The organism is Streptomyces varsoviensis (assembly GCF_000718635.1).
GTDB classification, from domain to species: domain Bacteria; phylum Actinomycetota; class Actinomycetes; order Streptomycetales; family Streptomycetaceae; genus Streptomyces; species Streptomyces varsoviensis.
This window is the reverse complement of record NZ_JOBF01000003.1, coordinates 875,735-889,428: the sequence shown is the minus strand read 5'-3', so window position 1 is coordinate 889,428 and position 13,694 is coordinate 875,735. Positions and strand designations below refer to the sequence as shown.

Annotated in this window: 16 protein-coding genes and 1 tRNA gene; 11 read left to right on the top strand and 6 right to left on the bottom strand. The window is 69.8% G+C overall.

Annotated elements, in window-relative coordinates:
• Positions 1–31: 31 nt before the first annotated feature.
• From IF55_RS41340 to IF55_RS08330, 5 genes are all read left to right on the top strand, one after another.
• Positions 32–145, top strand: coding sequence for a putative leader peptide (locus IF55_RS41340; protein ID WP_342668287.1), 114 nt, complete (start codon positions 32–34; stop codon positions 143–145).
• 88 nt (positions 146–233) lie between these two features.
• The gene (locus tag IF55_RS08340; protein ID WP_030875175.1) at positions 234–512 is read left to right on the top strand and encodes a MoaD/ThiS family protein; all 279 of its coding nucleotides are present in this window, start codon (positions 234–236) and stop codon (positions 510–512) included.
• Entirely contained in the window at positions 512–1,462 is a 951-nt protein-coding gene (locus IF55_RS08335; protein WP_030875179.1) for a PLP-dependent cysteine synthase family protein, read from the top strand. The genes IF55_RS08340 and IF55_RS08335 overlap by 1 nt, the downstream gene beginning before the upstream one ends.
• A gap of 269 nt (positions 1,463–1,731) precedes the next feature.
• Positions 1,732–1,896, top strand: coding sequence for a hypothetical protein (locus IF55_RS38305; protein WP_211269953.1), 165 nt, complete (start codon positions 1,732–1,734; stop codon positions 1,894–1,896).
• Between the two features lie 209 nt (positions 1,897–2,105).
• On the top strand, positions 2,106–2,858 hold the full coding sequence (locus IF55_RS08330) for an MBL fold metallo-hydrolase (RefSeq protein WP_030875182.1): 753 nt from the start codon (positions 2,106–2,108) through the stop codon (positions 2,856–2,858).
• A 59-nt stretch (positions 2,859–2,917) separates the two neighbouring features.
• Here IF55_RS08330 and IF55_RS08325 read toward each other — a convergent pair whose 3' ends face one another.
• Both IF55_RS08325 and IF55_RS08320 read right to left on the bottom strand, forming a co-directional pair.
• Positions 2,918–4,222 carry a PTS transporter subunit EIIC gene (locus tag IF55_RS08325; protein WP_030875184.1) on the bottom strand — a complete coding sequence of 435 codons (1,305 nt, stop codon included), beginning with the start codon at positions 4,220–4,222 and terminating at the stop codon, positions 2,918–2,920.
• 273 nt (positions 4,223–4,495) lie between these two features.
• Positions 4,496–5,806, bottom strand: a complete 1,311-nt coding sequence (locus IF55_RS08320) for a PTS transporter subunit EIIC (protein ID WP_030875187.1) — start codon at positions 5,804–5,806, stop codon at positions 4,496–4,498.
• Positions 5,807–6,004: 198 nt separating this feature from the next.
• Here IF55_RS08320 and IF55_RS08315 point away from each other — a divergent pair, with 198 nt between their 5' ends.
• The 4 genes from IF55_RS08315 to rdgB all read left to right on the top strand — a co-directional run bounded on the left by IF55_RS08315 (position 6,005) and on the right by rdgB (position 8,269).
• Positions 6,005–6,289 (top strand): PTS sugar transporter subunit IIB, encoded by a 285-nt coding sequence (locus tag IF55_RS08315; RefSeq protein WP_078643829.1) that lies wholly within the window; start codon positions 6,005–6,007, stop codon positions 6,287–6,289.
• Between the two features lie 117 nt (positions 6,290–6,406).
• Positions 6,407–7,138, top strand: coding sequence for a ribonuclease PH (gene rph, locus IF55_RS08310; RefSeq protein WP_030875193.1), 732 nt, complete (start codon positions 6,407–6,409; stop codon positions 7,136–7,138).
• 108 nt (positions 7,139–7,246) lie between these two features.
• On the top strand, positions 7,247–7,657 hold the full coding sequence (locus tag IF55_RS08305) for a hypothetical protein (protein WP_030875196.1): 411 nt from the start codon (positions 7,247–7,249) through the stop codon (positions 7,655–7,657).
• A gap of 9 nt (positions 7,658–7,666) precedes the next feature.
• Complete coding sequence (rdgB, locus tag IF55_RS08300; protein ID WP_030875199.1) at positions 7,667–8,269, top strand: RdgB/HAM1 family non-canonical purine NTP pyrophosphatase; 603 nt, start codon at positions 7,667–7,669, stop codon at positions 8,267–8,269.
• Positions 8,270–8,332: 63 nt separating this feature from the next.
• Here rdgB and IF55_RS08295 read toward each other — a convergent pair.
• The 3 genes from IF55_RS08295 to IF55_RS08285 all read right to left on the bottom strand — a co-directional run bounded on the left by IF55_RS08295 (position 8,333) and on the right by IF55_RS08285 (position 11,086).
• Positions 8,333–8,416, bottom strand: a tRNA-Leu gene (locus tag IF55_RS08295).
• A gap of 54 nt (positions 8,417–8,470) precedes the next feature.
• The gene (locus IF55_RS08290; protein WP_048831701.1) at positions 8,471–9,472 is read right to left on the bottom strand and encodes an HNH endonuclease signature motif containing protein; all 1,002 of its coding nucleotides are present in this window, start codon (positions 9,470–9,472) and stop codon (positions 8,471–8,473) included.
• A gap of 117 nt (positions 9,473–9,589) precedes the next feature.
• Positions 9,590–11,086, bottom strand: coding sequence for an MFS transporter (locus tag IF55_RS08285; RefSeq protein ID WP_030875204.1), 1,497 nt, complete (start codon positions 11,084–11,086; stop codon positions 9,590–9,592).
• A gap of 301 nt (positions 11,087–11,387) precedes the next feature.
• Here IF55_RS08285 and IF55_RS08280 point away from each other — a divergent pair, with 301 nt between their 5' ends.
• Together IF55_RS08280 and IF55_RS41160 are read left to right on the top strand one after the other, a co-directional pair.
• Positions 11,388–11,933: a hypothetical protein gene (locus IF55_RS08280; protein ID WP_030875207.1), complete on the top strand. Its 546-nt coding sequence runs from the start codon at positions 11,388–11,390 to the stop codon at positions 11,931–11,933.
• Entirely contained in the window at positions 11,933–13,207 is a 1,275-nt protein-coding gene (locus IF55_RS41160) for a sensor histidine kinase (RefSeq protein WP_030875208.1), read from the top strand. The genes IF55_RS08280 and IF55_RS41160 overlap by 1 nt, the downstream gene beginning before the upstream one ends.
• Here the strand turns inward: IF55_RS41160 and bcp are convergent.
• Positions 13,188–13,655 carry a thioredoxin-dependent thiol peroxidase gene (bcp, locus tag IF55_RS08270; RefSeq protein ID WP_030875211.1) on the bottom strand — a complete coding sequence of 156 codons (468 nt, stop codon included), beginning with the start codon at positions 13,653–13,655 and terminating at the stop codon, positions 13,188–13,190. The genes IF55_RS41160 and bcp overlap by 20 nt on opposite strands.
• Positions 13,656–13,694: the final 39 nt, after the last annotated feature.

Sequence of the window (13,694 nt, the reverse complement as noted above, 5' to 3'; positions counted from 1 at the left end):
ACGGCGGTACGGGAATCGATACGATGAGCCCATGGTTTTCCACGACGTGAGCGAGAAGACGCCGGGCACGCTGCTCGTGGCGCGGCTGCACGTCGACCTGTGCCGCCTCGCCAGCGCGATGTGTCCGCGCCGCCCTGCCGCCTGATTGCCGCGGCGTCCGCTCGCACCAGCACCACGGCGCGCCGCCGCGCGCAGTCCGACGCCCCTTCCCGCACTCCGACAGGAGCACACCCATGGCCATCGACGTCCGCATCCCGACCATCCTGCGCACCTACACCGACGGCCAGAAGGCCGTCGACGGCAGCGGGGCCACGCTCGACGAACTCATCGCCGACCTCGACAGCCGCCACCCCGGCATCCGCGAGCGCCTGGTCGACGGCGGCGAACTGCGCCGCTTCATCAACGTCTACCTCAACGACGAGGACGTCCGCTTCATCAGCGGCATCGCCACGGAACTGCGCGACGGCGACAGCGTGACGATCCTCCCGGCCGTCGCGGGCGGCATGCGCTGATGCGCTACGACAGCCCGCTCGCGGCCGTCGGGAACACCCCGCTCGTACGGCTGCCACGGCTCTCACCGGCCACGGACGTCCGCGTCTGGGCCAAGCTGGAGGACCGCAACCCCACCGGCTCCGTCAAGGACCGCCCCGCCCTGCACATGATCGAGCAGGCGGAGAAGGCCGGCCGGCTCACCCCCGGCTGCACCATCCTGGAGCCGACCAGCGGCAACACCGGCATCTCGCTCGCCATGGCGGCCAAGCTCAAGGGCTACCGCATCGTGTGCGTCATGCCGGAGAACACCAGCGAGGAGCGGCGCCAACTGCTCGCCATGTGGGGCGCGGAGATCATCTCCTCGCCCGCGGCGGGCGGCTCCAACACGGCCGTACGGGTCGCCAAGGAACTCGCCGGGCAGCACCCCGACTGGGTGATGCTCTACCAGTACGGCAACCCGGACAACGCGGGCGCGCACTACGCCACCACCGGCCCCGAGATCCTCGCCGACCTGCCGTCCATCACCCACTTCGTGGCGGGCCTCGGCACCACGGGCACGCTCATGGGCGTCGGCCGCTACCTGCGCGAGAACGTCCCCGGCATCAGCGTCGTCGCCGCCGAGCCGCGCTACGACGACATCGTCTACGGGCTGCGCAACCTGGACGAGGGGTTCGTCCCCGAGCTCTACGACGAGTCGGTCCTCACCACCCGCTACTCCGTCGGCTCCGAGGACGCGGTGCGCCGCACCCGCGAACTCCTCGCGGAGGAAGGCATCTTCGCGGGCGTCTCGACGGGTGCCGCCCTGCACGCCGCGCTCGGCGTGGCCCGCAAGGAGGAGCGGGCCGGGCGCGCCGCCGACATCGTCTTCATCGTGGCCGACGGCGGCTGGAAGTACCTCTCGACGGGCGTCTACACCGCCGAGACGACGGAGGCCGCGGTCGAGACGCTGCACGGTCAGCTCTGGGCGTAGCGGCGTCCGTAGCGCGCGGGCCGCCGCTCCGCTTCCGCGGCCCGCGCCACCGCGGCCGGTACCCGGGCGACCGCCCGCGCCCGTCCACCACCGCCGCCACCAGCGCCAACGCGGCCACCACCAGAATCACCGGCCACCACGACACCGTGCCCGCCTCCTTTCGCTGTGATCCCCGGGGTCCCTGAAGTCTCTGGGATCTCCGCGCTCGGCCCCGCCTTCGACCGTACCCACCCCTGCCGGGTCCGGCACTGCCATGCCAGGCTCTGCGGATGACTCCACCCCCTGCCCCTTCAGCCGCACCGCCCGCCGACCCGGCCCTCCTGCTCAGCGGCGACATGTCGGTGCTGGCGACCAACGGGCGGCTGCACGACGGTTTCCTGGAGCTGACCGCCGGGCTGCCGCGCTGCCGCGACCTCGGCGCGCTGGGCCGCTGACGGCGGGGCCGGGTCGTACGCGCGCAGGGCGGCGCCGCCCGTACCCGGAACCCTCGCCGGCAGGTGCCGAGCCGCCGGGGCTGGGCACCCTAACCGGTGACATCGCCCACAGGCAGCCCGGCGGAGGAGCTACCGCCCCATTCGAGCCTTACGCTCAACGGACCGCATGGCCCCCGGACCGGAACCAGCCCACGGAGGTTCACGCCCGTATGAAGCTCACCGTCGTCGGATGCTCGGGGACGTTCCCGTCCGCGGAATCGGCATGTTCGAGTTACCTCGTGGAGGCCGACGGCTTCAGGCTGCTGCTCGACATGGGCAATGGCGCCCTCGGCGAGATGCAGCGACACATCGGTCTCTACGACCTCGACGCCGTACTGCTCTCGCATCTGCACGCGGACCACTGCATCGACATGTGCGGCTATTTCGTCGCCCGCTACTACCGCCACGAGGGCGGCCGCGCCGACGCCATCCCCGTGTACGGGCCGGAGGGCACCGAGCAGCGGCTGTCCACCGCGTACGGCGACGTGCCCGACGACAAGTGCATGAGCGAGGTCTTCGACTTCCGCACCCTCGCGCCCGGCTCCTTCGGCCTCGGGCCGTTCACGGTCCGCGCCGAGCGGATGCGCCACCCCGTCGAGGCGTTCGGCTTCCGCGTCGAGCACGGCTCCGCGGCGCTCGCCTACTCCGGCGACACCGGCCCCTGCGACGCCCTCGACACCCTCTCCGCCGACACGGATCTGCTGCTCTGCGAGGCCTCCTTCACCTACGGCAAGGAGGACATCCCCGACCTCCACCTCAACGGCCGCGAGGCCGGCGAGATCGCCGCCCGCGCCCGCGTGGGCCGGCTGGTCCTCACCCACATCCCGCCGTGGACGGACCCGGTCACCAATGTCCGCGACGCCGAATCCGTCTTCGCCGGCCCGGTCGAGGCGGCGACGGCGGGGGCGGTGTACGAGCTGTAGGAGAACGCTGAAAGGGCCCTGGAACCAGCCGGTTCCAGGGCCCTCTCAGCGCGCTGTGGCTACGCCTTGGTGAGGTCCTCGACCTCTTCCTCGGGTTCGCGGCCCGGGGTGGTGAGGTTGAACTTGGTGATCACGAAGCGGAAGAGCACGTAGTAGACCACCGCGAAACACAGGCCGATCGGGATGATCATCCATGGCTTGGTGGCGAGGTTCCAGTTCAGCGCGTAGTCGATCAGACCGGCCGAGAACGTGAAGCCGTCATGGACGCCGAGCGCCCAGGTGATGCTCATCGACAGGGCCGTCAGCACCGCGTGCACCGCGTACAGCAGCGGGGCGATGAACATGAAGGAGAACTCGATCGGCTCGGTGATGCCGGTGACGAACGAGGTCAGCGCCAGCGAGAGCATCATGCCCAGCACGGCCTTGCGGCGCTCGGGGCGGGCGCAGTGCGCGATGGCCAGGGCGGCGGCCGGCAGGCCGAACATCATGATCGGGAAGAAGCCGGAGGTGAAGAGGCCGGCGCTCTTGTCGCCCGCCATGAAGCGGTTGATGTCGCCGTGTACGAGCTGGCCCGCCGCGTTGGTGAAGTCGCCGAGCTGGAACCAGGAGACGGTGTTGACGAACTGGTGCATGCCGACCGGGATCAGCGCGCGGTTGATCAGGCCGAAGAGGCCCGCGCCGACGGAGCCCAGCCCCGTCATCCACTCGCCGAAGCTGGTGATCGCGTCGCCGATCGGCTGCCAGCCGACGACGACCAGCACGCCCATGGCGGTGCCGACGAACGCCATGATGATCGGCACCAGACGGCGGCCGTTGAAGAAGCCCAGCCAGTCGACGAGCTTGGTGCGGTGGAACCGCTGCCACAGGACCGCGCTGAGCAGCCCCATGATGATGCCGCCGAGCACGCCGGGGTTCTGGTACGAGGCGGCCACGGCGTCACCGTGAGCGGGTATGCAGGCCCCGGTGAGCGAGCTGGTGGAGGCGAACTTCGAGCCGTCCGCGCAGGCGATGGGGAACTGGTGGATCACCGAGTAGTAGACGAGGAACCCGGTGACCGCGGCGAGCGCCGTCGAGCCGTCGGCCTTCTTGGCGAAGCCGATGGCGACGCCGATGCAGAAGAGCAGCGGCAGGCCGAGCGAGGAGTCGAACAGGATGCCGCCGGCGCCCGAGAAGACCTTGGCGACCTTGTCCCAGCCCAGTCCGTCGGGGCCGAAGACATCGGGCTGCCCGAGCCGGTTCAGGATGCCGGCCGCGGGGAGAACGGCGATCGGCAACTGGAGACTGCGGCCGACCTTCTGCAGTCCTTGGAACAGCCCGGACCCCCGCTTCTTCGCGGGTGGGGCCGTAGCGGTGGCCGTGCTCATCGGATTCCTCCACGTGAGGCGGGCGCTCGGGGAAAGGGGACGGCCCGCATTTTGGTCTACACCATTCACTGGTTTAGACCTGTTGTAACACGTGAGGGCCGCATAAAGGAATCCATGATTCATCGCATTCCGCGCCGCACGCCAAAGCGCCCCCACGCCCACGGACTTGGGATCACGCCCATGGACTTGGGGGCCGATGCTCCCAGAGGGGCCGCCGTTACGGGAAGGCCCAGGTGAGAACCGTACGGAACCGTACGCGCGCCCGTAACGGCACTAGCGCACGTTCTGCTGCTCGATCTCCTCCGCCAGCTCCTCCGGCTCACGCCCCGGCGTCGACAGATCGAACTTCACGATCGCGAAACGGAACAGCGCGTAGTAGACCACCGCGAAGCACAGTCCGATCGGAATGATCAACCAGGGTTTCGTCGCCAGACTCCAGTTAATGACGTAGTCGATCAAGCCGGCCGAGAAACTGAACCCGTCATGCACGCCAAAAGCCCACGTCACCGCCATGGAGACACCCGTCAGCACCGCGTGCAGCCCGTACAGCACCGGCGCGATGAACAGGAACGAGTACTCGATCGGCTCGGTGACCCCCGTCACGAACGACGTCAGCCCCACCGACAGCATCATGCCGCCGATCACCTTCCGGTTCTCCGGCCGCGCGCAGTGCGTGATCGCCAGCGCCGCCGCCGGCAGCGCGAACATCATGATCGGGAAGAAACCGGAGGTGAACTGCCCCGCACTCGGATCACCCGCCAGAAAACGGTTGATATCGCCGTGCACCACCGAACCGTCCGGCTTCGTGAAGTCACCGAACTGGAACCACATGAACGTATTCAGGAACTGATGCAACCCGATCACCAGCAGCGCCCGGTTCGCGACCCCGAACACCCCCGAACCCGTCGACCCCAGATCCGTCAGCCACTCACTGAAAGTCGTCAGCGCGTTCCCCACCGGCGGCCACACCCACAGACACAGCACCGCGAAGACCAGCGCCACGAACGACATCAGAATCGGCACCAGCCGCCGGCCATTGAAGAAACCCAGCCAGTCCACCAGCTTCACCCGGTGGAACCGCTGCCAGAACCACGCGCTCAGCAGCCCCATCACAATGCCGCCGAACACCCCCGGATTCTGATACGTCGCCGGGTCGGCCGACGACCCCTTCAAACACGTCCCCGACGTGAACTCCGCGCCGCTCGAACAGTCCGGGAACTGATGCAGGATGTTGTAGTAGACGAGGAACCCCGTCACGGCCGCCAGCGCCGTCGAACCATCCGCCTTCTTCGCCATCCCGATCGCCACGCCCACGCAGAACAGCAGCGGCAGCCCCAGCGACGAATCCAGCAGCGCCCCGCCCGCCCCCGCGAAGACCTTCGCCACGTCGTCCCAGCCGAGCCCCGTGGCGCCGAACACATCGTCCTGCCCCAACCGGTTCAAAATGCCCGCCGCGGGCAGCACCGCGATCGGCAACTGGAGGCTGCGCCCCATCTTCTGCATGCCCTGGAAGAGCCGCTGCGGCCACGACTTGCGCGCCCCGGACCGCTTCCCCGCACCCGCCGCCGCGGCATCCGAACTCATCTGCGCCCTCCAGGCGTCGCTGCTCCCAGCACACTTGCCGCCTGCCGCATACTGGTGTAGACCACTGCGATAGCGACGCGGCCCCACCCGGAGCGCGGCACCGGATAGCCGCCATCCTCAGCCGGATGGCACCCCGACGCCCGCATAGTTGGGCCATCCGTGCGTTACCGTGTGAAATGCGTGAAACGTGCGAAACGCATGAAAACCGCTCGGCGGCACCGCCGAAGGGCCGAGACAACAGGAGTGCACATGGCCACCAAGGCTGAGAAGATCGTCGCCGGGCTCGGCGGCCTCGACAACATCGAAGAGGTCGAAGGCTGCATCACCCGCCTGCGCACCGAGGTCGTCGACCCCTCCCTCGTCGACGAAGCCGCCCTCAAGGCCGCCGGCGCCCACGGCGTCGTCAAGATGGGCACCGCGATCCAGGTCGTCATCGGCACCGACGCCGACCCCATCGCCGCCGACATCGAAGACATGATGTGAGCCGCTGAACCCCTCGGCCCCCCGAGCAACCCCGGCAGAAGGGCCCCCTCCGCCGCGCGTCTCCCCCCGAGCACACGCCGGAACGGGGCCCTTCACCATGCCGATAGGCTCATGCCCATGTCTCGCATCGACGGCCGCACGCCCGACCAACTACGCCCCATCACCATCGAACGCGGCTGGAGCAAGCACGCCGAAGGCTCCGTCCTCGTCTCCTTCGGCGACACCAAGGTCTTCTGCACCGCCTCCATGACCGAAGGCGTCCCCCGCTGGCGCAAAGGCAGCGGCGAAGGCTGGGTCACCGCCGAATACTCCATGCTGCCCCGCTCCACCAACACCCGGGGCGACCGCGAATCCGTACGCGGCAAGATCGGCGGCCGGACCCACGAGATCTCCCGCCTCATCGGACGCTCCCTGCGCGCCGTCATCGACTACAAGGCCCTCGGCGAGAACACCGTCGTCCTCGACTGCGACGTCCTCCAAGCCGACGGCGGCACCCGCACCGCCGCCATCACCGGCGCCTACGTCGCCCTCGCCGACGCCATCGCCTGGGCCCAGGGCAAGAAACTCATCAAGGCCGGACGCCAGCCGCTGACCGGCACCGTCAGCGCCGTCAGCGTCGGCATCGTCGGCGGCACCCCCCTCCTCGACCTCTGCTACGAGGAAGACGTACGCGCCGAAACCGACATGAACGTCGTCTGCACCGGCGACGGCCGCTTCGTCGAGATCCAGGGCACCGCCGAAGCCGAACCCTTCGACCGCACGGAGCTGGACTCCCTCCTCGACCTCGCCGTCGCGGGCTGCGCCTCGCTCGACGCCGCCCAGCGCGAGGCGCTCGCCGCGACGCTCTGACGCCGGGGAAGCAACCCTCGGCAGGGAAAAGCGCGTTCCTAGAGATGCGGGGTACGGGCGTACGCACGCCCGTACCCCGCATCCGCAGCTTCTGGGAGGGGAACCCGCATGACCACCGAGCGCCCGCGCCGCCAACGCCGCCGCCGCGTCACCACCGCCGTCACCGCCTGCGCCGCGCTCGCGATAGCGCTGCCGCTCATATCCGCGTGCGACCCCGTCGACAAGGCGGTGGACTGCGGCCGGCTCGCCTCCACCCTCTCCGACGACGTGAGCGACCTCGCCCGCACCGTGCACAACACGTCGGCCGGGTCCGACGAGGCCAAGAAGTCCGTGGACCGGCTGAACAAGGACCTGGGTCGGCTCGCGAAATCCGACGACGAGTCCGTGAAGAAGTCCGTCGACGCCCTGACGAAGGCGGTGGACGAGATCGACGACGCCGTCGCCGAGGACCGGCGCCCCGACCTCTCCGGACTCAAGGACGCGACCAGCGGTCTCGTCAAGACCTGCACCCCTGGATAATCGGGCCCCATGCACCGTCTGATCCTCGCCACCCGCAACGCCAACAAGGTCACCGAGCTGCGCGCGATCCTCGCCGACGCCGGTCTGGACGTGGAACTCGTGGGCGCCGACGCCTACCCCGAGATCCCCGACGTCAAGGAGACCGGCGTCACCTTCGCCGAGAACGCCCTCCTCAAGGCCCACGCCCTGGCCCGCGCCACCGGCCACCCGGCCGTCGCCGACGACTCCGGGCTCTGCGTCGACGTCCTGGGCGGCGCCCCCGGCATCTTCTCCGCCCGCTGGTCCGGCACCCACGGCGACGACCAGGCCAACCTCGACCTGCTCCTCGCCCAGCTCGCCGACATCGCCGACGCCCACCGCACCGCCCACTTCGCCTGCGCCGCCGCCCTAGCCCTCCCCGACGGCACCGAACGCGTCGTAGAAGGCCGCCTCGAAGGCACCCTCCGCCACACCCCCGCCGGCAGCGGCGGCTTCGGCTACGACCCGATCCTCCAGCCCCTGGGAGACTCCCGCACCTGCGCCGAGCTCACGCCCGAGGAGAAGAACGCCATCAGCCACCGGGGGAAGGCATTCCGGGGGCTGGTGCCGGGGGTGCGGGAGCTGCTGGGCTGACGCCCGTACGACGAAGGCCCGGCGCGCTGTTTTCGCGCGCCGGGCCTTCGATTCCATTGTCAGTGCGGCCGGTGGGACTCGAACCCACATGGGATTGCTCCCAGATGCCCCTAAAACATCCGCTTATACCAATTCAGCAACGGCCGCCAGCCGCCGACCACGGATCTCGGTCGGCAGCTCACAGTGTACGGCGCGGCGAACCTATTCCACGAGTGGCTTCGACCGGCGGCTCCGGCACCAGGTTTCCGTGAGCGCGTGACAGTTCGGACAGAGGTAGCGAAGGTTCTCCCGCCGGTTGTCGAGCCAGTCGCCGCTGATGTGGTCGATGTGGAGCGTCATCGGCTTGCCGCACCACTCGCCCGGGTTGTCGCAGGAGGCGCAGCGGTACGGGACGCCGATCTCGCCGAGGGCCTTGTGCAGTCGTGAACGGTTGACGCGGGAGGACCCGGCCGGATTCACGCGGAGTACCTCGTCGGCGATGGGCCTGGGAACCACTGCCCGCACTGGGCGCTTGGCCCGTCGCGTGAAGTGGCCGGTGTCGATGCCGAGCTGGGCGGTCCGGCGGTGTAACCGCCGATGGTTCGCGTCGTTCACGGCGAGGCCCAGGGCGCGCATGACCTCGGCGTAGCTGGTGGACCGCCCGACCGCCGTGCGTAGCTCGTCGTCGGGGAGCGTCAACCGGGAGTGGGTGAAGTGGCTGGTGTCCACTCCGTGCTCCGCCAGCATGCGGCGGAGCGCGGCCCGTGACCTGCCGTCGTCAGGGATGCCGAGCGCTCGTGCCACGGCCCGGATGCTCGTCGCGGACGCCGCTGCGGTCGCGAGTTCCCCGCCGGTGAAGGGAAGGTCGAGCCGCGGTCGGTTCAGCGCGGGGAAATGGCCCGCGTCGATTCCCGCGGCGGCTATGCGCCGCCCGATGTGGGAGAGGGTGCCGGTCGCCGGTGGCGCGCCGAGCTTCTGCGCGACCTCGCGCAACGTGGTGGAGGAGGCGACAGCCTCGGCTATCGCCTCGTCCGGGTACTTGCGCCATGGACTGCGCTGCTTGAAGTGGCTGGTATCGATCCCATGACCGGCTACGAGGCGCTGTAGCGTCCGGCGGCCTCCGCCGCTCGCCTTGATGCCGAGCCTGCGCATGAGGTCGGCCCAGGTGACCGAGGCGGCCACAGCTTCGGCCAGAGCGTCGCCGGTGTAGCGGGCGGCGGTCATGGATTTCCCCTCCGTATACGGCCACGCGTTCGTGGGCTCGTACGGGAAAACGAACCGCTTATCGGACGGTTATGCCCGATAAGCGGAACGGTTCCTACCGGCGGGGGCGCTCGGGGGTCAGAACTTCGGGTCCGGGGCCGCGGAGGTGACGATTTCGGCGGCTTCTTCCTTGGTGGAGACGGAGGGCGGGGAGCCCTCCAGGGGCTGGCGGGCGGTTTCCTTGAGGCAGGCGACCGCGATCATGCCGACGAGGGCGGCGGCGGTGGTGTAGACGGCCGGCATCATGTCGCTGCCCGTCGCCGTGATCAGGGCGGTGATCACCAGCGGGGTCGTGCCGCCGAAGAGGGAGGCGGAGAGGTTGTAGCCGATGGACAGCGAGCCGTAGCGCACATTGGTGGGGAAGAGGGCGGGGAGCACGGCCGACATGGTGCCGAGCAGGCAGACCATCGGCAGGCCGAGCATCAGCATGCCGCCGGTGACCGCGAGCAGGCTGCCCTGCTTGAGCAGGAGGAAGGCCGGTACGGACAGGAAGAAGAACCCGATCATGCCCGCCATCAGCAGCGGCTTGCGGCCGACCCGGTCGTTGAGGCGGCCGATGAAGGTGATGATGACCATGAGGAGGGCCATCACGGCGATCAGGATGATCAGCCCGTGCGCGTCGTTGTACTTGAGCTGGTCCGTCAAGTACGTCGGCATGTACGAGAGCAGCATGTAGTCGGTGATGTTGTACGCGCCGACGAGCACGACGCACAGCACCAGCCGCGGCCACTGGGCGATGAAGATCTGCTTCAGCTCGGTGGTCTCGCTGTTGATGTTGTCGCCGGTGGGCGACGCGTTGTCGTCCTCCAGCTTCTGGAAGGCGGGGGTGTCCTCCAGCTTCATCCGGAGGTAGAGGCCGATGAGCCCGATCGGGCCCGCCACCAGGAACGGCACCCGCCAGCCCCACTGGTTCATGGCGTCGGAGCTGAGCGTCGAGGTGAGGATGACCACGAGGCCGGCGGCGCCGACGTAGCCGGCGAGGGTGCCGAATTCGAGGAAGCTGCCGAAGAAGCCGCGCCGCTTGTCGGGGGCGTACTCGGCTATGAACGTGGAGGCGCCGCCGTACTCGCCGCCCGTGGAGAAGCCCTGGAGCATCCGGAAGAGGATGAGCAGTACCGGGGACCAGAAGCTGATGGAGGCGTAGGACGGGATCAGGCCGATGGCGAAGGTGCTGATGGCCATCAGCAGCATCGTCAGGGCCAGCACGGCCTTGCGGCCGATGCGGTCGCCGAGGGGGCCGAAGAACATGCCGCCGATGGGGCGTATGAGGAAGGCCACGGCGAAGGTCGCCAGCGAGGACATCAGCCGCACGGTGTCGTTCCCGGAGGGGAAGAACACGTTGCCGATGGTGACGGCGAGGTAGCTGTAGATGCCGAAGTCGAACCATTCCATGGCGTTGCCGAGCGCGGCCGCCTTGACGGCGCGCTTGACGATCTTCTCGTCGGTGACCGTGATGTCGGTCCGGCGGAGCTTGGGGTCCCTGCGGCGGGCAGCGGCTCTGAACAGGGCCCGGTGCCGCTTGAGGGCCTGGGGGTCCTGGTCTGGGTCTACCTCGGTGGTGCTGCCGGTGGACACGGCTCGGGTCCTCTCGGTAGGTCGGCCGCGCTTGCGGCTGTGCTCATACGAAGGGGACGTCTGCACGATCGTTGGCCGCTCAAACCATTTTCTTGTCCGAACGCGACGTAGGTCACTCGGGGGAGGGCCGTTCGGGTGACGGTCGGGCGGGGGCCGGGGCGGGGGCCGGGCGCGGCCCGGGCGGGGGTCGGGCGCGGAACGATCCGGGGCCAAAGGGAACGCGGGCTGTTTTTTACCCGTCATCCCCACCGGGAAGAAGCTGCCCGCCGGCGGGCACCGCACGCTGAGGAGAGAGAATCCGATGACCGACCGCGCCGAGACGCGACGGGCCCGTGTGCGGACCGTGCTGGTGACGTTCGCGGTCGTGACCGTGGTCGCGCTGGGCGGGGTGTGGCTGAGCCAGGTCACGGACCGGGCGAGCGCGGTGGGCGCGGCGCCGAAGACGGCGGCGGCGCAGAAGTCGCCGCCGCCCGAGATCGCGCGGAAGGAGCAGCCGCACGGCCCGGCGGACAGGGAGTCGGCGTCCGCCGAGCTGCCGGGGGTGCGGGACTGCGGGGCGGGCGACCCGGTGCTCGAACCGAAGATCATCACGTTGGCCTGTGCGGACGCTGGAGCGGTGGCGAGCGACATCAAGTGGAAGAACTACGGCGCGGGCGGCGCGGACGGCAGTGGTGTGGTACTGGTGTCCGGCGGCGCGAAGGGCGTGGCGCCGGCGTCGTTCCCGGCGGCGTTCCATCTGTACGGGGCGAAGAACGTGGACGGGAAGCTGGCCTTCACGGGTCTGGACGTGGAGTACCTGGGCGCGACGCCGTCCGGTGACGCCGCGGAGACTTACACGATCGCGTGATGGGCATCCGTGGCCGGATCGCGCTCGCGATCTCTTTCGTCACCGCGCTCGCGGTGGTGGTGCTGGGTTTCGCCGTGCACCACATATCGGGTCTGGAGCGGGACCATCAGGCCCGTTCGTACCAGGACGGCCTGCTCAGTTCGGCGCTCCAGGTCTATCAGCGGGACGGCACGCTGGCGCTGGGCGCGCAGCTCGACGATTCGGCGCTGCCGACGCCGCTGGTGCACGCGGCGGCGGCGGGGCGCGCCGGTACGTACATCAGCGGCGGTGGCGATCCGCGGGTGTGGGCGGCCACGGGGGTGGGCGGCGGCAAGACGCTGTCGGTGTCGGCGCCGTATCCGGAGCGGGACGCGTTGCAGTTGGCGCTGGACAAGGCGCTGCTGGTGGCGGGGGTGGTGACGGTGGCGCTGATGGCGGTGGTGGCGTGGTTCGTGGCGCAGTCGCTGTCGCGGCGGCTGCGGCGCAGCGCGGCGGCGGCGCGGCGGATCGCGGCGGGTGAGCCGCCGGACGCGGCGGCGCTGGCCGGCGGGGGCCGGGACGAGGTGGCGGAGCTGGGGCGTTCGGTGCACGACATGGCGGAGGCGCTGGCGGCGCGGGTGGAGACGGAGCGGAAGTTCACCGCGGATGTGGCGCATGAGCTGCGGACGCCGGTGGCGGGGCTGGTGGCGGCCTCGGAGCTGCTGCCGCATCCGCGGGCGGTGGAGATGGTGCAGGACCGGGCGCAGACGATGCGGGGGCTGATCGAGGATCTGCTGGAGGTGTCGCGGCTGGACGCGGGGGTGGAGAGCGCGCAGTTGGACCCGGTGGATCTGCCGTCGCTGGTGCGGGGGATCGTGAAGCGGGCGGCGCGGCAGCGGGAGGTCGCGGATGTGTCGGTGGAGGTGGTGGGGGAGGGCCGGATCGTGTCGACGGATGCCCGCCGGGTGGAGCGGATTTTGGTGAATGTGCTGGCCAACGCGGCGAAGCACGGGAAGCCGCCGATCGAGATCACGGTGCGTGGCACGTCGATCGTGGTGCGGGACCACGGGGCGGGGTATCCGCCGGAGCTGGTGGATCAGGGGCCGCGGCGGTTCCGTACGGCGGCGCCGGAGCGCGGTACGGGGCATGGGCTGGGGCTGACGATCGCGGCGGGGCAGGCGGCGGTGCTGGGGGCGCGGCTGCGGTTCGGCGCCGCCGAGGGGGGCGGCGCCGAGGCCGTGCTGGAGCTGCCGGAGTCGCCGGAGGGCGGGGCGCCGGCGGGGCGGGGCGGTTCGGTTACAGCCCCAGGTCCTTGATGATCTTGGCGACGTGGCCGGTGGCCTTGACGTTGTAGAGGGCGCGCTCGACCTTGCCGTCCTCGTCGACGATGACGGTGGAGCGGATGACGCCGGTGACGGTCTTGCCGTACAGCTTCTTCTCGCCGAAGGCGCCGTACGCCTCCAGGACCTTTTTGTCGGGGTCGCCGACGAGCGTGACCTTGAGGTTCTCGGTCTCGCGGAACTTGGCGAGCTTCTCGGGCTGGTCGGGGGAGACGCCGATGACGTCGTAGCCGTGGCCGGCGAGGAATTCGAGGTTGTCGGTGAAGTCGCAGGCCTGCTTGGTGCAGCCGGGGGTGAGGGCGGCGGGGTAGAAGTAGACGATGACCTTGCGGCCGCGGTGGTCGGCGAGCGAGACGGGCTTGCCGTCGGCGTCGGGCAGGGTGAAGGCGGGGGCGGTGTCGCCGGGCTGAAGTCGCTCGCTCATGGCTCTCCTCGTGGCTGGGTGGCTGTGCCCCTGAGCGTA